Genomic DNA, 17,000 nt, shown 5'->3' with positions numbered 1-17,000 from the left:
GACACACCGCAATCGCGGGCAAGCGCGCTCCTACACAGGTGGGCCCTGAGAGGTTTTTAGACATGACTCAACACAATCCCCGTCCCCTGGACGGCATCACCGTGATCAGCCTGGAACACGCCATCGCCGCGCCATTCTGCACGCGCCAACTGGCGGATCTGGGCGCTCGGGTGATCAAGATCGAACGCCCCGGGACCGGTGACTTCGCCCGTGGCTATGACCAGCGTGTCGATGGCCTGGCCTCGCACTTCGTCTGGACCAACCGCTCCAAGGAAAGCCTGACCCTGGATCTGAAGCAGGACGTGGCCGGCGATATCCTTGAGTCGCTGCTGGCCAAGGCCGACGTACTGGTGCAGAACCTGGCGCCGGGCGCTGCGGCGCGCATGGGCCTGTCGTTCGAAGCGCTGCATGAGCGGTTTCCGCGGCTGATCGTCTGCGATGTATCTGGCTATGGCGAGGGCGGCCCGTACGAGAAGAAAAAAGCCTATGACCTGCTGATCCAGAGCGAGGGCGGCTTTCTTTCGGTGACGGGCGGCCCGGGCGAGAACGAAATGGCCAAGGCCGGCTGCTCCATCGCCGACATCGCCGCCGGCATGTACGCCTACACCGGCATCCTCTCGGCGCTGCTGCTGCGGGACAAGACCGGGGAGGGCAGCCGCATCGACGTGAGCATGCTGGAAAGCCTGGTGGAGTGGATGGGCTATCCGATGTACTACGCCTACAACGGCGCGCCGCAACCGCCACGGGCCGGGGCGTCGCACTCGACGATCTATCCCTACGGGCCGTTTCCCACCGGCGGTGGCGGCACCATCATGCTGGGCCTGCAGAACGAGCGCGAATGGGCGCTGTTTTGCGAGAAGGTCTTGCTGGACAAGGCGCTGGCCACCGACGAGCGTTTTTCGGCCAACTTCAAGCGCTCGGAAAACCGCGAGGTGCTGCGCCAGATCATTGTCGACGGCTTTGCCGCGTTGAGCCTGGATGAGGTGGTGGCGCGTCTTGAGGACGCGCAGATCGCCAACGCACGGGTCAACGACATGCACGGCGTGTGGGACCACCCGCAACTTAAGGCCCGTGACAGCTGGCGCGAGGTGGACAGCCCGTCGGGGCCTTTGCCGTCGCTGCTGCCGCCTGGCCGCAACGCCGCCTTCACCCCGCGCATGGATGGCGTGCCGGGGTTGGGGCAGCACACGCAGAGCATCCTCGGCGAGCTGGGTTTTTCCGCCGAGGAGCAGGCGCGGATGAGTGCTGCCGGGGTGGTCTGAAGGCTTGCACAGACCCTGTAGGAGCGCGCTTGCCCGCGACGGAAACCGTATCTGACGCACCGCAATCGCGGGCAAGCGCGCTCCTACGGGCCCGATGCGCCGTCACGTTGTGCGCATGACTTATCAATGAGGTATGAAAGATGCCCCCATCCACCATCCGCTCCGCGCTGTTCGTCCCCGGCAGCCGACCCGAGCGTTTCGCCAAGGCGCTGGCTGCTGGCGCCGATGCGGTGATCGTCGATTTCGAGGATGCCGTCGAAGAGCCGCTCAAGCGCCAGGCGCGGGATCATCTGGCGGCGTTTCTGCAGGCCAACCCACAGGCGTCGGTCTGGGTGCGGGTCAATGCGCCGGATCATGCCGAGCATGGCGCTGACCTGGCGTTCTGCAAACAGCACGCGGGCGTGGCCGGCGTGCTGCTGCCCAAGGTCGAAAGTGCCGCCCATGTGGCGGCGGTGTGGGCCACCGGCAAGCCGGTATTGCCCATCATCGAAAGCGCCAAGGGCCTTCTGGCGTTGCAGGAAATTGCCCATGCACCGGGTGTCGAGCGCTTGTCGTTCGGCGGCCTGGACCTGGCGCTGGACCTGAACCTCAACACCGGCACCGCCTCGGCGCAGATGTTCCTCGATCAGGCGCGCATGTCGGTGCAACTGCATTCCCGAGGCGCCGACCTGCTGCCGCCGCTGGACGGCGTACACCCGGCCATCGGCGATCCCGACGGCTTGCACCGGGTCATCCGCCATGCCCACGACATGGGCTACGGCGGCGCGCTGTGCATTCATCCGGCGCAGGTGCCTGTGATCCACGCAGCGCTGGCCCCCAGCGCCGAGGATCTGGCCTGGGCTCGCCGCGTAGTGGACGCCAGTGCCGCAGCCGGCGGCGCAGGTGCCTTCCAGCTGGACGGGCAGATGGTCGATGCTCCGGTGCTGTTGCGGGCGCAGCGATTGCTGGCCATGAGCGCGAGATGAGTATCGTCCGCCATATGGCGTTCGGCTATGACGAATGCCGGCTTACATAAAAGCTGATTCTCTAAACACGTCATGTTGGGCATGGTTAGAGTGCACAACGCTCAAGCAGTACCGATTGCTCCTACAAAAAATACGCTCCTACAAAAATAAAAAGGTGATATCGATGTTGAAGCTGACCAAGGCGCTTTTCTGCGCCGCTGCAGTGTCCGTGGCCGGCATGGCTTATGCGGACCCTATCGTCATCAAGTTTGCCCACGTGGTGGCGGAAAACACGCCAAAAGGCCAGGGCGCGTTGATGTTCCAGAAACTCGTCGCCGCCGATCCGGCCTTGAAAGACAAGGTCAAGGTCGAGGTGTACCCCAACTCCTCGCTGTTCGGCGATGGCAAGGAAATGGAAGCCCTGCTGCTCGGCGACGTGCAGATGCTGGCGCCATCCCTTGCCAAGTTCGAGCAGTACACCAAGAAAGTGCAGATCTTCGACCTGCCGTTCCTGTTCAATGACCTGGCGGCTGTCGACCGCTTCCAGCAAGGCCCGCAGGGTAAAGCGCTGCTGACCTCGATGGACGACAAGGGCATTCACGGCCTGGCCTACTGGCACAACGGCCTGAAGCAGCTGTCATCGAACAAGAAGATGGTCGAACCCAAGGACGCCCGTGGCCTGAAGTTCCGCGTACAGGCTTCAAGCGTGCTGGAAGCGCAGTTCGTGGCGCTGCACGCCAACCCGCGCAAGATGAGCTTCGCCGAGGTGTATCAGGGCCTGCAGACCGGCACCGTCAACGGCACCGAGAACACCTGGTCCAACTATGAAAGCCAGAAGGTCAACGAGGTTCAGCCGTTCTTCACCGAGTCCAACCATGGCTTGATCGACTACATGGTCATCACCAACTCCAAGTTCTGGAACGGCCTGCCTGCGGATGTGCGCGACGAGCTGCAAAAGATCATGGATCAGGTGACGGTCGAAGTGAACAAGCAGGCCGAAGCCCTGAACCAGACCGCCAAGCAGAAGATCATCGACGCCAAGACCAGCGAGATCGTGACCCTCACCCCCGAGCAGCGCGCCAAGTGGCGTGAAGTGATGAAGCCGGTCTGGGACAAGTTCTCCGAAGAAATCGGCCCGGACCTGATCAAGGCTGCGGACGATGCCAACCAGGCGTCTGTCGTCGCCCGATAAGACCGCTTCATCCAGGCAGTGATGTCTGCGTGGCCGCCGGGCTCCCGGTGGCCGCTCTCTCTACGTTCGGAGAATTCTTATGCAATCGCTGACGCGACTCTGGGAGCACCTGGAGGAAGGTTTCATCGCCTTTCTGCTGGCTGCCATGACGCTGGTGACGTTCGTCTACGTGGCGCTGAACAACATCTACACGCTGTTTTACACCCTCAGCGACCAATGGGCGGTCAGCAGTGATTTTTTCGCAGGGATCGGCGATCACTTGATGGGTTACGCCCAGGGCATGACCTGGAGCGTCGCCCTGACCAAAGCCATTTTTGGCTGGCTGATTTTCTTTGGCATCTCATACGGCGTGCGCACTGCAGGCCACTTGGGAGTCGACGCGCTGGTGAAAAAGACCAGCAAACCGATGCAACGCATTCTTGCGATGCTCGCCTGCGCCTGCTGCCTGGCCTACGCCGGGCTGTTTCTGGTGGCCAGTTACAAATGGGTGTCGGCGCTGTTCGTGGCCGGGATCGGCGCTGAAGACCTGGACCGTTATGGCGTCAAGGTCGCCTACATCACCGTCATCGTGCCCATCGGCTTCGCGCTGGTGATCGCCCGTTATCTGGAAATTCTCTACCGCATCTGGACCCACCGGCAGACGGGCCTTGGGCTGGCCGACGAGGCAGCAGAAGCCAGCAAACTGGCCAACCCTAACGAGGAGCAACACTGATGACCGTTCTTTGTCTGTTCCTCCTGCTGTTCGTGTTCATGTTCCTGGGCGTGCCCATTGCGATTTCGCTGGGCCTGTCCGGTGCGGTGTCGATTCTGCTGTTCAGCCAGGACTCATTGAGTTCGCTGGCGATCAAGCTGTTTGAAACCTCCGACAGCTACACCTTTCTGGCGATTCCGTTCTTCCTGCTGTCCGGCGCGTTCATGACCACAGGTGGCGTGGCGCAACGGCTGATCGACTTTGCCAACGCCTGCGTGGGCCACATTCGCGGCGGCCTGGCGATTGCGGCAGTGCTGGCCTGCATGCTGTTCGCGGCGTTGTCTGGCTCTTCGCCTGCCACGGTGGCGGCGGTGGGTTCGATTGCCGTGGCCGGCATGGTACGTTCGGGCTATCCGAAGGAATTCGGCGCCGGGATCATCTGTAACGCCGGTACCCTGGGCATCCTGATTCCGCCGTCGATCGTGATGGTCGTCTACTCGGCGGCCACCGAGACTTCGGTGGGCAAGCTGTTCATCGCAGGGGTGGTACCGGGGATCCTGCTGGGCGTGATCCTGATGGTGGTGATCTACATCGTCGCCCGGGTCAAGAAGCTGCCAGCGCAACCACGGGTGTCGTTCCGCCAGTGGCTGTCCACCGCGCGACGGGCATTCTGGGGCCTGCTGCTGCTGGTGATCATCCTGGGCGGCATCTACAGCGGCATGTTCACCCCTACCGAAGCTGCGGCCGTGGCGGCGGTGTATTCGGCGTTCATCGCGCTGTTCGTGTACCGGGACATGCGCATTCGCGATTGCCCCAAGGTGCTGCTGGAGTCCGGGCGACTGAGCATCATGCTGATGTTCATCATCGCCAACGCCATGCTGTTCGCCCACGTGCTGACCACCGAACAGATCCCGCAGCAGATCACCAACTGGGTGATTTCCGAAGGGCTGACGCCAATCGGCTTCCTGATCATGGTCAATGTGGTGTTGCTGGTGGCGGGCAGTTTCATGGAGCCTTCGGCCATCGTGCTGATCCTGGCGCCGATCTTTTTCCCGATTGCCACCAAGCTTGGGATCGACCCGATTCACCTGGGCATCGTGATGGTGGTGAACATGGAAATCGGCCTGGTTCACCCACCGGTGGGGCTGAACCTGTTCGTGACCTCGGCGGTGACCGGCCTGACCCTGGGGCAGACGATCCGCGCGGCGCTGCCGTGGTTGTCTATCCTGTTGTTGTTCCTGATTCTGGTGACGTACGTGCCGTTCATCTCGCTGGCCCTGCCGAACTGGCTGGGCATGCCATGACGGCGTGAGTCACTGACCGAACTGTGAGCGCAGTGCCTTGGCCCTCGTCGACCTTGAGTCTTCGGGGGCTTTTTTCATCCCATTGTGCCGATTCCCCCCGTAGCAGCACGGCTTGCCGGCGGGGGCGTCGTGTCAGGCAATGCAGAGGTGTCTGATACACCGCCCCCGCCGGCAAGCCGTGCTGCTACGGTGCGTGGTGGTTCGGGCCGGTTAATCCGCGAAATCAGGCGCGTGCCGTGCCAGGATCCGTTTAACGCTTTCCAGATGCAGTCGCGCACTTTCGGCATCCTCCTCAGCCATCTGCCGGGCCGTGCGCAACAGCACTTCAGGCTCGATGGCTTTCAACGCTCGCCCGCTGCTCATCGCCTTGAGTTGCACTTCGGCCGCACGTTCCAGGTAGTAGAGATCATCCCAGGCCTGGGCGATGCTGCGGGCCGTCACCATCACCCCGTGATTCTTCAGAAACAGAATATCCGCCCCGCCCATCGACGCCGCGATGCGGTCGCCTTCGCGATTGTCCAGCGCCAGCCCGTTGTAGTCCTCGTCTACCGCCACCCGGCCATGAAACTTCAGGGCTGTCTGCCCGGCCCACAGCAGCGGCTCGCCTTCGAGCATCGCCAGCGCCGTGGCATTGGGCATGTGCGTGTGAAACGCCGCAATGGCGCCCGGCTTGTTCAGGTGCAGCCGGGCGTGGATGTAGAACGCCGTCGCTTCGGGCTTGCCATCGCCTGCAATCACATTGCCGGCGAAGTCGCAGATCAACAGGCTCGACGCCGTGATCTCCTCGAAGCTCAAGCCATAGGGATTCACCAGAAACAGCTCGGGGTGCCCCGGCACCAGCGACGAAAAGTGATTGCAGATGCCCTCGCTCAAGCCCAGCCGCGCCGCCATGCGCAGGCTGGCGGCGAGGTCCAGCCGGGCGGCGGCGATCTGCGGGCTGTCCAGGTTCGTGTAGTGCCGGTCGTTGCGCGCAGCGCTGCGCAGATCGTGTGCCATGGAGCTCTCCTTATTCGTGCGCCCAACCCTTGCCGCGAATGTAGTCGGGCACCTGGGCCAGGTTTGTCAGCGTCGCGTCAGGAGTGTAGTCGGGCAAGGGTCTGCGGCGTGTGCCGCGGTCGATCCACACGCAACGAAAGCCCAGGTCCCGGGCCACTGCCAGGTCCAGATGGGGGCTGGCGCAGATGTGCAGCACCTCGTCCAGACCCACACCCAATTGCTCATGGGCGTGCCGGAAGAGGCGGTGATCGGGCTTGTAGGCTTGCGCCTGTTGCGCAGTGATCACGCGGTCGATATGGCCGCCAATCTGGGCCACGTTGCCCTTGATGATGTCGTCATCGGTGTTGGACACGATGCACAGCTTGAAGCCCTGGGCCTTGAGCCACTTCAAGGTCTCGGGCACTTCAGGGAAGGGCGGCATCTGGCCGATGCGGCGAATCAGGCTTTCGGCATCTTCGGGCTCGCAGGGCAGGCCGAGCTCTTCCAGGGTCAGGGCCATCGACTGGCGGGAAATGTCGGCGAACGAATGGTGGGGTGGCGTCTGTTCCAGACGATGTTCGTGACGGTCGTAGATCTCGATGAAACGGTCGGCATCCAGCGCCGGGCTGCCTTTGCGCGCCAGCAATTGACGTACGCAGTCGAGCAGGCCTTCGTCCCATTGGATCAGGGTGCCGTAGCAGTCGAAGGTCAGCCAGCGGGGGCGGGGAGTGGTCATGGTCGGCTCCAGATCGAAGTGTTGTGAGGCCACTCTAGACGTTCGTGGTTTTGATCGTAAAATTAAATTAAGATCAAAAAATAAGTTGTATTTCGAATTAAGAGGACGAACGCCATGTTTGATCTGGAACTGCTGCGCACGTTCGTCAGCGTGGTCGATTCAGGTGGCTTTACCAAGGCTGGCGAGAGGGTCAACCGCACCCAGTCCACAGTCAGCCAGCAAATCCGCAAACTGGAGGAGACGCTTGGGCGCCCTCTGTTGCTGCGCCAGCGGGCGAGCAAGCACATCGAGCTGACCGAAGACGGCGAGCGCCTGATCGGCTATGCCCGGCGGCTGGTAGTCTTGGCGCTGGAAGCCCACAGCGTGCTGTGTGGCGATGGTGAGGTTGGCGTGGTCAAGCTGGGCGTGCCCGAGGATTTCGACGTACAGCGCCTCATGGCCTTGCTGTCCGGCTTTGCCCGGGAGCATCCGCGCATACGGCTGGATACCGTCAACGGCCTGAGCGTCGATCTGCATCAGCGCCTGGAAAACCGCGAGATTGATTTGGCGCTGGTCAAGCGTGATCGCGGCAGCAAGCAGGAGCCAGCACTGGCCAGTTGGCCTGAGCAGGTCAACTGGGTGGCGGGGTGCAAGATGGACGTCATCGACGATCCTGTGCCGTTGGTGGTTTACCCTCAGGGCTGCATCTACCGAAACCGTATCGTGCACGCCCTGGAGTCGTCCGGGCGGCGCTGGCGTGTGGCGTTTGCCAGCCAGAGTCTGGTGGGCATTCAGGCGGCGGTGTCTGCTGGGCTGGGGATCAGCCTGCTGCCTGCGTCGGCCATGTTGGTCGATCATCGTTTGCTGGGCGTGGAGGAAGGGTTTGCGGCGGTGCCGCCCAGCGAGCTGGCGCTGGTGGCGGCCAACCGGATGCTGACCGATGTGCAGCGCACCCTGGTCGAGTACATGAAGGGGCAGATGACAGGCAATTGATACAGGCAAAAAAAAATCCGCGCAGGCCCAGAACATCAGGGCACCACGCGGATCGTCTACGACTCGGTCAGTGCATGAACAGTGCGATCAGGATAATCACCGGGATCGGCACACCCAGGAACCACAGCAGTAATGAGCGCATGATGTTTCTCCTTGATCAGCGAAGGGTAGAAGTGCTGGCGTAAGCACGGGTTTCAACGTAGGTCACGGTGTCACGGCGACGGCCACCCCAGATGGCGGCGAGGCTGGCGACGAAGGCACCGCAGAGCAGGGCGACGAAGGTCCACAGCGCGGTCATGGCGGCAACCTTGGCTGCAGTCTCGGCGGCTTGTTGGGCTTTGAGTTTGGCGTCAGCCACGGCCTGCTTGGCCTGACCGTAAACCTGATCGACACGGGCCTGGGCGTCGGCCTGGCTCAGGTTGGTACGTTGCGAAACCAGTTGGGCCAGGTAGTTGCGGTCTTCGGTTGCCAACTGACCATCGTTGGCCAGGGTCTTGGCGAAGATACGCACCACCACGCCGCGCGCTGCGTCATCGCTGACGGCTGCAGGGCGGTCGTCGCGGAACAGGCTGTCGACGAAGTAGCCATATTGATCGGAGCTGGTGTTACCGGCTGCACTGCCGGCTGCAACCGCTGCGGTCCCGGCAACGCCTGCTACCGCACTGGCACCGGCCTTGACACCGCTGCCGACGATGCCGCTGACCGAGCCCACGACCAGCACAGCGGTCACCAGGGTTGCGATTGCCCAGGACAGGAAGCCATGAGCGGTGTCGCGGAAATACACTTCATCGCCATGCATGTTCGACCACTTCACCCGCAGCCGACCGGCCAGATAGCCACCAAGGCCCGAAGCGATGATTTGCGTCAGCGCCAGCCAGATCACCGTGGAAATGCCCAGTGTCTTGGCGCTGGCCCCTTCACTGGCCCACGGCGACATCGCCGAGAAGCCCAGGCCCGAGCCAAGCAATACCAGAATCAGCGATAACGCGGCGGCGCCCGCAGCGCCGGCAAAGATGGCAGCCCAGGACACGCCTGAGGCAGTGGAGGGTACTTCTACGTCGGCAGGATAGGAATCAGGGGAAACGTTCATCGTGTGCTGCTCCATGCGAATAGGTGTTGCAGGAGCTAATGCACCGGCTGTGCCAGTGGTTGAAATAAGAAATTGCAATATAAATCAGTAAGTTAACTGATGGGGTATGCAGTCCTGTTCATGCAATTTGCATGACAGGCCAAGGTTGCGGTGGCGTTCTGCCCGGTTTGTAGAAGTTCAGCCTGATCAAGGGATTGCACGATGTTTTTCGCGTTGATCGAGACCCGCTAGAAATATTCTGGCACTCATTTTCTGAAGGGTTGTCCTATGCAGTCCGCTCTTGCGGACTTCCTGAACGTAGAACCGCAACATATATATGCATTACCCGCCTTTAGGCTAATGTCCCGGTGCCAGCGCATGACCTATAGTTTGCGCACGGCCCACCGATCTTCGAGAGGTTTACCACCATGTTCGTGCACCGCCCCCTGGAAGAAAAAGACATCCCGGCCGTCTGCGACATGCCTCAGAGCATCGACGAGCTTTTCTACATGTTCCCCAAGGCCACATTTCCGCTCACCCCTGCGCAGCTGAAAGATTCGATTGAACAGCGCTCCGACAACACGGTGATTGAACTGGACGGGGTAGTGGTCGGCTTCGCCAACTTTTCCCGCTTCGACTTCCGGGGCCGCTGCTCGATGGGCAACGTCATCATCGCGCCCCACGCCCGCGCCAAGGGCGTTGGCAGGTACATGATCGGTTGCATGATGGAACTGGCCTTCGGCAAACACGAGGCCAAGGAACTGACCGCCTCCTGCTTCAACCACAACGTGCCGGGCCTGCTGTTCTACCCCAAACTCGGCTTCAAGCCCTTCGCCATCGAAGAACGCCAGGACAAGAAAGGCGCTCGCGTAGCATTGGTTCACCTGCGCCTGCCCCGCGAATAACTTCCACGAATTGCCACTCGTCGGTCAGCCTTACAGTGGCCGACGAGCGGTTCAATGTCTTTTGCGCCAATTCCGGGCCTGTTCAGCCTCCCCTCCGCTGACCCTCGAACGAATCCGCTCGTTTTTTCCACTGGTTACTGCTGATGAATCGTTTTTTCGAAACGAGAAGACAGTTAACCGGCGCCACAATTCACTGTTTTTCAGCTGTTTGCTTCCGGTTTGGGCCAGGCGTATAACTTGGGTTATTCGCCAATAACCATGAGGTTCTTGAGACGAATCGAGCGATGGCATCCCCACGCAAGTGGGTTACTGGGTGTTGGCGAGTGACTGTTACAAGTTATGACAGGAGTCGCCTCGGGAGGATATAACTAATGATTGCATGTACGCTTTCCAACCTTGAACTACGCAGCATAATTGAAAGTGCGTTTCTGCCGATGCGTTGCAACTGCACCGTGATGAGTGACTCCATGACGGTCGAAGTGATTGACCCGCTCACCGAGCGCGTAGAGCTGCTGGCCAGCGGTATTGCGCTGGAGCGGCTGGACAATAGCCGCGCCCTGTGCGAACTGATCGGCGAATTGCGCGCCGACCTGAACAATTCGCGCTACCAGCAGCGACATGCGCTGGCAGGCTGAATGACGCGATGTGTTTTACGTATATCAGGGTTCACAGACCGACGCCCATGATGCAGTGCATGTCATGGGCGTTTTTGTTTTAGCGCCCCTGGCGAAAGATGTTAGTTGATCAAGGCTTTGGGTTTATCACTTTCGATAACTCCACCCCCTCCTATATATTTCTGACCTATCCCCGCAATAGCGTTGAACGAATGACGCGACCGCACTCAAATGAAGTGTTCCAGAATTCTGGCCAATGTCTGCCGGGATGCGCGTTCCATCGGCGGCAGGAGCAGTGCATCTGCACGTAGATCTGGAATTACGCTCGCATACCTTTTATCTTAAGCCCGCACAGGGCGGCAGGCCGCCGGTTTCGCTTAACACCACACAGACAGGGGAATGCATGGCTGACTACCAGCCCGATGCCCGTGAAGTGCCGCAGGGGCCGGACCTCAGGGGCGATGTACGTCGACGCAAGGTAATGATGGGCGTTGGCTTGCTGATGGGCATCGTCGTGCTCTGTGTGGCAGCCATACTCCTCATGCTGCAGCGCCTGGAAGCGAGGAACGCCAGTTTCCAGCCCCCCATGACCGCCCTGGAACGCCAACGCCTGCTGCCGCCCGACCCGGTGCTCGACACGGCACCGCAGATTCAGGGCTTGCGCTATGGGGAGCAGCCCGGGCTTATTGGCGACGACCTGGTGGCACCCGAGGTCCAGCATGTCAGCCACGGCCCGTTAGGCCAGGCTCCGGCGCTTGAGGGCGGCAACCTGCATGCCGACTCGGCTGCAGGCCTGCAACACGCCAGTCATTTGCAATAACGCGCCCGGCACCAGCTCGTGCGATCAATGCACGCTGCGGTGGTGCTCATTTTCAAACAACAGCCTGAATTGTTCTTCGCCATTGTGCTCGATCGCGTAGTGCTCGCGGATCGGGCCGGCTTCGATCCTGCCGTCCAGTGCAACGCGGATGATGGCTGACTTGGGCAGGTAATCGGGCACTTCACCAATGATCGTCAGTTCCCTGAAGCTGTGGCCATCCATCTCAACCGTGGCCAGGCGAACCCTGCACGTCGCCTGCATGGGAATAGGGCCGAACAGGGTGTCACGTGAATAGTCGATTTCGGCAATGCTGGACCGACGGTTTTTCTCAGCATTCATGTTTGCGACCTCCATATCCGTTCAAAAGTGGTACGAGCCAGACAGTGGAACCGGGCGGGCCGGGAATAGTTCTGTGTTTTTGCCGGCAGGTATGACCATCCATCGACTGCACTGGGGAGGCAGCGGCTTGATTTCGGCGAAAAGCGGCTTTTATGGCGTCATTAATATGCCTGCGCCTCAATGGACGGAAAACCGGCTGGAAAACATTCTCATCCGGATAATAAGCAGGCTAATGATGTGACAGTTTTCCGACAACTAGCAGCCAAGTTTGCGGTTCGATTAATCGCAAGTTGATAAAAAAATGAACGGTTGCGATTTTAAAAATGTATGGAGATATTCAGCGCCTCTGAAATAATGGCGTCAAAAAATAAAATCGTTTTAAAACAGTATGTTGAACACTCAGATTACACAAAACGAGATTTTCTCGAAAATTTGACACCTTCCGGGTTTTTTGAAACTATCACCCTACGTAATTCTTCTTGTAATAGTTTGAAATAAATTTTGACCCGTTACCGATTGCGCGCCTGGAAGTCCCGAACCAGAGCGCTTCGCTAATGGCGGTAGCGTCTCCCAGGTCCCCGCAGAAATGATTTCAGGGCGACGCCAGGTGATCGATTCCTCTTCTTAGTGGCGCTGCCGCGCACTTGCTGCCGTTTTCAACCCGCTGCCCTTATGGTCGGTGTGCGGTAGTCATGCCCAAGGTTTTCTGCGGTACATGTTTTGTATCAAGTTAGACATGTTCGTATCAAGTTACACATAAACGCAAGTTGCTTTAGAGCAGGCGGTTCTTTGCGCCTGTTACACATTGTCCCGGACGCATTTTGGGCTGCGCTCAATGCATCGACCTCGTTTGGAGTCAAGATTATGTATGGAGATCATCTGGAAACCGTTTGCGGTTGCGTAGTCGGTGGTGCCGGACCGGCAGGAATGGGGCTGCTTTTCAATGCATTGAAAAGCGGAGCCATGCCGGAGCTGGCCAGGGAAGGCCTGATCATTGTCGATGCAAGCCCCAACCCGGGCACGGGTCGCCTGGGCGACTACAGGATCACTGCCAACTCGGTAGGCGATGTGTTCCTCGATTGCCTGCGCGATCCGGCGCTCAAGGATGTGTTCGAACCCCTCGAACACTCTCCGGCGTATTGGCGTATCCGCCGTCAGGCCCAGAGCGCGCCGCAACTGGCGGATGTGGCCGAGCTGCTCGCCGAGGCCTCGACACTGGTGCTCGACTTCATCGTCGAGCATTACGGTGTGAAGCTGTGGACCAGCACCACCATCACCGAGGTGGTGCACGAGGATGACGGTTATCAGGTCTGGGTCGAATCCCAGGGGCACACCCGGCGCATCCGTTGCCGGGCGCTGGTGCTCAATCTGGGTGGGCGGCAGGATCCGCAAAACCTGCTCGACAGCCTTGCCGACCAGGGCCTGGCCGTTCCACCCACGGCCAAGGTCCAGAGCGCCGACGAACTGCTGCGCATGAATGCTGTGCAACTGCGCGATTTCTTCGCCCCGACGCTGGCGCGCAAGGGGCGGATCAGTGTGGTGGGCGGTTCGCACAGTGCCTTCTCGACGCTGGAAAATCTCGCCGACGCCCTGGAATTCGCCGGCATGGACGAAGTGACCCTGGTGCACCGTTCGCCGATCCGGCTGTTCTACGAGACCGCCCAGGCGGCGACAGACGCAGGCTATGCCTTCGATCCGGTCAGGGATGTGTGCCCGGTATCGGGGCGCGTCAACCGTTCCGGCGGCTTGCGCTACCGTGCGCTGGATGTAGGACGTGAGGCATTGGCCAACGGGCATGTCGGCAAAACCGGTGTCAGAGTGCATCTGCTGCAGACGCTGAACGGTCCCGAGGGTCAGTACGAACTGGCGCGTCAGGCCTTGGCGGAGTCCGAGGTGGTGGTGCAGTGCACCGGCTACCAGCCGCTGTTGCCGCCGATGAATTATGTCGCCGGTGGCGCGATCAGCCTGATGGAAGTCAAGGGCGGGGTGGATTCGGACCCCGCCGGCTGCCCCCTTGATTCCAACGGCCAGCGCCTCTATGGCCTGCACCTGTTCGGGCTCGGTGCCGGGCTTGGTGTCGATCCTCGGCTGGGCAGCGAAGCGTCATTCGACGGCCGCATCTACGGCGTCTGGCAATTCCACCATGACGCCAGCGGGGCTGTGATCGATGCCGTTCTGGCGCGGCTGCAGGAACCGCTCGCTCAGCCCGTCAGCGTCAGCCGCACGCTGGTGGCCAGTCGCGAAGAGCAACGCCAGCCGTTCCTGTGGCCGGTGCTGGCCAACGCGCAATCCTGACTCTCCTTGCAAGACTTGCGTCCCGAACTGCCTCTGGTGGTTCGGGATTTTTTTTGCCTGATGTTTACGCGACGCAGGTTTATAGCCTTGAGCAATGTCGTGGGAAAACAATATGTTGGTCATCATTCAATTTTTGGATAGAGTGCGATCCTTCATCTATTCTGGGGTGTTCGTACCCTCTTCATTGACTCCACAAGGAACCGACAGAACATGCGCATTTTGATCGTGGGTGCAGGGGCGATTGGCGGCTACTTTGGTGGTCGGCTGCTGGAGGCGGGGCGCGACGTGACATTCCTGGTGCGCCCGGGGCGTGCCGAAGAGCTGGACCGCGACGGTCTGATCGTGCGCAGTCCGCTGGGCAACATTCTGTATCCATCGCCGCCCCACGTCATGACGCCCATGCTGGATCAGGTGTTCGATCTGATCGTGCTCAGTTGCAAGGCCTACGACCTGGATGCAGCGATGGAGTCCTTTGCCGCCGCCGTGGGCCCCGCGACCTCGATCCTGCCGCTGCTCAATGGCATGGCGCATCTGGATCGCCTGGCGGCGCGGTTCAGTCCTGAGAACGTGCTGGGCGGGCAGTGCCTGATTTCCCTGGACCGTGACGCCTCGGGGGCGATCCTGCACCTGAACGACACCAACCAGTTATCGTTCGGTGAGCTGAGCGGCGCCTTGACCCCACGGATTCTGAAAGTCGCCGAGGCGCTGGCCGACGCAGGATTTGCCGCAAACCTGAGTCAGCAGATCGTTCAGGAGATGTGGGAAAAATGGTGTTTCATCGCCACCGGCGCAGGCATTACCGGCGCCATGCGCGCGAGCATTGGCGATGTGATCCAGAGCGGGGGCGAGCCACTGATTCTCAAGTTGCTGGCCGAGTGCGCCAGCGTCGCCGAGCATTCCGGTTATGCGTTGCGCAGCGAGGTGCGCCAGCGATTCGAGACGATGCTGACCACCAAGGGCTCGAAGATGACAGCGTCCATGCTGCGGGATATCGAGCGGGGCGCGGCAATCGAAGTCGACCATGTGATCGGCGACATGATCGCCCGGCGCGTGGCGTCCGACAAACACGCCAAGGCGGGGTTGACGGTGCTCGATTACGTGAACCTGCACCTCAAGTCCTACGAAGCGCGGCGGGTGAGGGAGCAGCGGTAGCGGGGATCTTGCGAACGCCCCCGCCCGTAGGAGCGCGCTTGCCCGCGATGGCGGTGTGTCAGCTTGCATATCGGTGACTGACCCACCGCTCCCGCCGGCAAGCCGCGCTGCTACGGTCATGTGTACGACATCAATCCCGTAGCAGCCGGGCTTGCCCGCGGGAGCGGTGTGTCAGCTTGCAAATCCGTGACTGACCCACCGCTCCCGCCGGCAAGCCGCGCTGCTACGGTCATGTGTACGACATCAATCCCGTAGCAGTCCGGCTTGCAGGCGATTGCGATCGTGAAGGCGCCACGCCGGCAAGCCGGACTGCTACGGACCGCGCAAGCAACGCACTTCTGGCTTACCCCTTGGCCTTCGCCAGCTCCATGATCATGCGGGTCAGCAGGTAGATCCTGGGCGATACGCTTTCCACTTCGGCATATTCCTCCGGTGTATGAATATTGCCGCCCACGATGCCGAACCCATCCAGGGTCGGCACGCCGACGCCCGCCGAGAGGCTGGCATCCGCTGCGCCGCCGCTGCCTTCGATGGTCAGCTTGCGGCCGATTTCGCCATATATCCCTTGCGCCATCTCCACCAGTTTGTCCGATTCAGGCGTTTGCGGCATGGGCGGCAGGCCGCGGTCCAGGCGGGTGGTCACTTCGGTTTCCGGGATCAGCTTGTTGGCCGAAACCCGCGCCAGGTCTTTCTCGATGCGATCGAACTCCTCGGGCACTGCGGCGCGTACGTCGCCCTTGGCCGTGGCCTGGTCGGGAATCACGTTGACCCGGTCGCCGGCGTTGAGCACGGTGAAGTTGATGGTGGTTTTCTTCTCGGCATCACCCAGTTTGCCCAGTTGCAGGATCTGGTGCGCCACCTCCATCGCCGCATTGCGACCCAGCTCCGGCGCGACACCTGCGTGGGACGCCTTGCCCTTGACTTCGACCACCGCAGTGGCGCTGCCCTTGCGCCACACCACCAGGCCGTCGGCGGGGCGGCCTGGTTCCAGGTTCAGGGTCACGTCATGCTGTTTGGCGACTTTCTGAATCAGCTCGGTGGCGGCTGCCGAACCGGTCTCCTCGCTGGCGTCGAGCAGGAAGGAGATTTGCGCGTAGTCCTTGAAGTCGATGTTCTTCAGAATTTTCAGCGCATAGAGTCCGGCGACGATCCCGCCCTTGTCGTCCATGACCCCAGGACCGTAGGCGCGACCATCCTTGATATGGAAGGGCCGGGCAGCTGCCGAGCCTTCCTTGAACACGGTGTCCATGTGCGCCATCAGCAGGATTTTCGCCTTGCCGGTGCCCTTGATTGTGGCGACAACGTGGCTGCTTTTGTCTGGCGCGGTGTTGGGGAAGGTTTCGATGGTGGCGCCGAGTTTCTTCAGCTCCTCGACGGTGATGTCGCGTACCTGGGTCAGGCCCGGTTCATAGCCTGACCCGGTGTCGATGTTGACCAGTTTTTCCAGCAGTTTGAGGGCCTCGTCCCTGTATTTTTCGGCATCGGCCTGAACCTGTTTGTTCGGCTCGGCGAAGGCCGGGCCGGTGGCGGCAAAGGTGAGGCCAAGGGCAAGGGCGCTGGCAAGCAGCGAGCGGGAAAACGATGACGGCATGGGTCTGTCCTTGATGTTGTTTTTTGAAAACGCCCCCTTACCCTAGCGTCTTGTACAGGTTTGTGCATGTTGGAATGCGACCTGTCCCCAATCGATCCCCCCATGAATACACCACACATCCCGTAGCAGCCGGGCTTGC

Annotated in this window: 16 protein-coding genes; 11 read left to right on the top strand and 5 right to left on the bottom strand. The window is 60.8% G+C overall.

Annotation, left to right across the window (positions count from 1 at the left end; all coding sequences use genetic code 11):
- Positions 1-62 precede the first annotated feature (62 nt).
- The 5 genes from ACIPO9_RS01085 to dctM all read left to right on the top strand — a co-directional run bounded on the left by ACIPO9_RS01085 (position 63) and on the right by dctM (position 5,393).
- The gene (locus ACIPO9_RS01085) at positions 63-1,262 is read left to right on the top strand and encodes a CaiB/BaiF CoA transferase family protein (RefSeq protein WP_400778329.1); all 1,200 of its coding nucleotides are present in this window, start codon (positions 63-65) and stop codon (positions 1,260-1,262) included.
- 140 nt (positions 1,263-1,402) lie between these two features.
- Complete coding sequence (locus ACIPO9_RS01080; RefSeq protein ID WP_400778327.1) at positions 1,403-2,227, top strand: HpcH/HpaI aldolase/citrate lyase family protein; 825 nt, start codon at positions 1,403-1,405, stop codon at positions 2,225-2,227.
- A gap of 163 nt (positions 2,228-2,390) precedes the next feature.
- Positions 2,391-3,398 (top strand): TRAP transporter substrate-binding protein, encoded by a 1,008-nt coding sequence (locus ACIPO9_RS01075; RefSeq protein WP_400778324.1) that lies wholly within the window; start codon positions 2,391-2,393, stop codon positions 3,396-3,398.
- Positions 3,399-3,477: 79 nt separating this feature from the next.
- A complete protein-coding gene (locus tag ACIPO9_RS01070) occupies positions 3,478-4,110 on the top strand; it encodes a TRAP transporter small permease (protein WP_400778322.1) in 633 nt (210 codons plus the stop codon).
- A complete protein-coding gene (gene dctM, locus ACIPO9_RS01065; protein WP_400778319.1) occupies positions 4,110-5,393 on the top strand; it encodes a C4-dicarboxylate TRAP transporter large permease protein DctM in 1,284 nt (427 codons plus the stop codon). Before ACIPO9_RS01070 ends, dctM begins: the two co-directional genes overlap by 1 nt.
- A gap of 210 nt (positions 5,394-5,603) precedes the next feature.
- On the opposite strand, the gene ACIPO9_RS01060 is transcribed toward dctM, so the two are convergent.
- Entirely contained in the window at positions 5,604-6,389 is a 786-nt protein-coding gene (locus ACIPO9_RS01060) for an aldolase (RefSeq protein ID WP_400778316.1), read from the bottom strand.
- A gap of 10 nt (positions 6,390-6,399) precedes the next feature.
- Positions 6,400-7,104: a haloacid dehalogenase type II gene (locus ACIPO9_RS01055; protein ID WP_400778313.1), complete on the bottom strand. Its 705-nt coding sequence runs from the start codon at positions 7,102-7,104 to the stop codon at positions 6,400-6,402.
- 114 nt (positions 7,105-7,218) lie between these two features.
- On the opposite strand from ACIPO9_RS01055, the gene ACIPO9_RS01050 reads away from it, so the two are divergent.
- A complete protein-coding gene (locus tag ACIPO9_RS01050) occupies positions 7,219-8,076 on the top strand; it encodes a LysR substrate-binding domain-containing protein (RefSeq protein WP_400778310.1) in 858 nt (285 codons plus the stop codon).
- Positions 8,077-8,233: 157 nt separating this feature from the next.
- Here ACIPO9_RS01050 and ACIPO9_RS01045 read toward each other — a convergent pair whose 3' ends face one another.
- Entirely contained in the window at positions 8,234-9,166 is a 933-nt protein-coding gene (locus ACIPO9_RS01045; RefSeq protein ID WP_400778307.1) for a hypothetical protein, read from the bottom strand.
- A gap of 407 nt (positions 9,167-9,573) precedes the next feature.
- On the opposite strand from ACIPO9_RS01045, the gene ACIPO9_RS01040 reads away from it, so the two are divergent.
- The 3 genes from ACIPO9_RS01040 (at position 9,574) to ACIPO9_RS01030 (ending at position 11,484) form a co-directional block, all read left to right on the top strand.
- Positions 9,574-10,050: a GNAT family N-acetyltransferase gene (locus ACIPO9_RS01040; RefSeq protein WP_400603690.1), complete on the top strand. Its 477-nt coding sequence runs from the start codon at positions 9,574-9,576 to the stop codon at positions 10,048-10,050.
- A 371-nt stretch (positions 10,051-10,421) separates the two neighbouring features.
- Positions 10,422-10,685 carry a DUF1652 domain-containing protein gene (locus tag ACIPO9_RS01035; protein WP_274131860.1) on the top strand — a complete coding sequence of 88 codons (264 nt, stop codon included), beginning with the start codon at positions 10,422-10,424 and terminating at the stop codon, positions 10,683-10,685.
- A 382-nt stretch (positions 10,686-11,067) separates the two neighbouring features.
- Positions 11,068-11,484 (top strand): hypothetical protein, encoded by a 417-nt coding sequence (locus ACIPO9_RS01030; protein WP_400778304.1) that lies wholly within the window; start codon positions 11,068-11,070, stop codon positions 11,482-11,484.
- A 24-nt stretch (positions 11,485-11,508) separates the two neighbouring features.
- On the opposite strand, the gene ACIPO9_RS01025 is transcribed toward ACIPO9_RS01030, so the two are convergent.
- Complete coding sequence (locus ACIPO9_RS01025) at positions 11,509-11,823, bottom strand: hypothetical protein (RefSeq protein ID WP_274131864.1); 315 nt, start codon at positions 11,821-11,823, stop codon at positions 11,509-11,511.
- Between the two features lie 864 nt (positions 11,824-12,687).
- Here ACIPO9_RS01025 and ACIPO9_RS01020 point away from each other — a divergent pair.
- Together ACIPO9_RS01020 and ACIPO9_RS01015 are read left to right on the top strand one after the other, a co-directional pair.
- On the top strand, positions 12,688-14,118 hold the full coding sequence (locus ACIPO9_RS01020) for a pyridine nucleotide-disulfide oxidoreductase (protein WP_274131866.1): 1,431 nt from the start codon (positions 12,688-12,690) through the stop codon (positions 14,116-14,118).
- A 210-nt stretch (positions 14,119-14,328) separates the two neighbouring features.
- Positions 14,329-15,270 carry a ketopantoate reductase family protein gene (locus ACIPO9_RS01015; protein ID WP_400778300.1) on the top strand — a complete coding sequence of 314 codons (942 nt, stop codon included), beginning with the start codon at positions 14,329-14,331 and terminating at the stop codon, positions 15,268-15,270.
- Positions 15,271-15,613: 343 nt separating this feature from the next.
- On the opposite strand, the gene ACIPO9_RS01010 is transcribed toward ACIPO9_RS01015, so the two are convergent.
- The gene (locus tag ACIPO9_RS01010; RefSeq protein WP_400778298.1) at positions 15,614-16,861 is read right to left on the bottom strand and encodes a M20/M25/M40 family metallo-hydrolase; all 1,248 of its coding nucleotides are present in this window, start codon (positions 16,859-16,861) and stop codon (positions 15,614-15,616) included.
- Between the last annotated feature and the right edge of the window lie 139 nt (positions 16,862-17,000).

The sequence above is a fragment of the Pseudomonas sp. NPDC090203 genome, from assembly GCF_044746765.1.
Classification (GTDB): domain Bacteria; phylum Pseudomonadota; class Gammaproteobacteria; order Pseudomonadales; family Pseudomonadaceae; genus Aquipseudomonas; species Aquipseudomonas putida_AD.
This window is presented reverse-complemented; position numbering and strand designations above follow the sequence as displayed.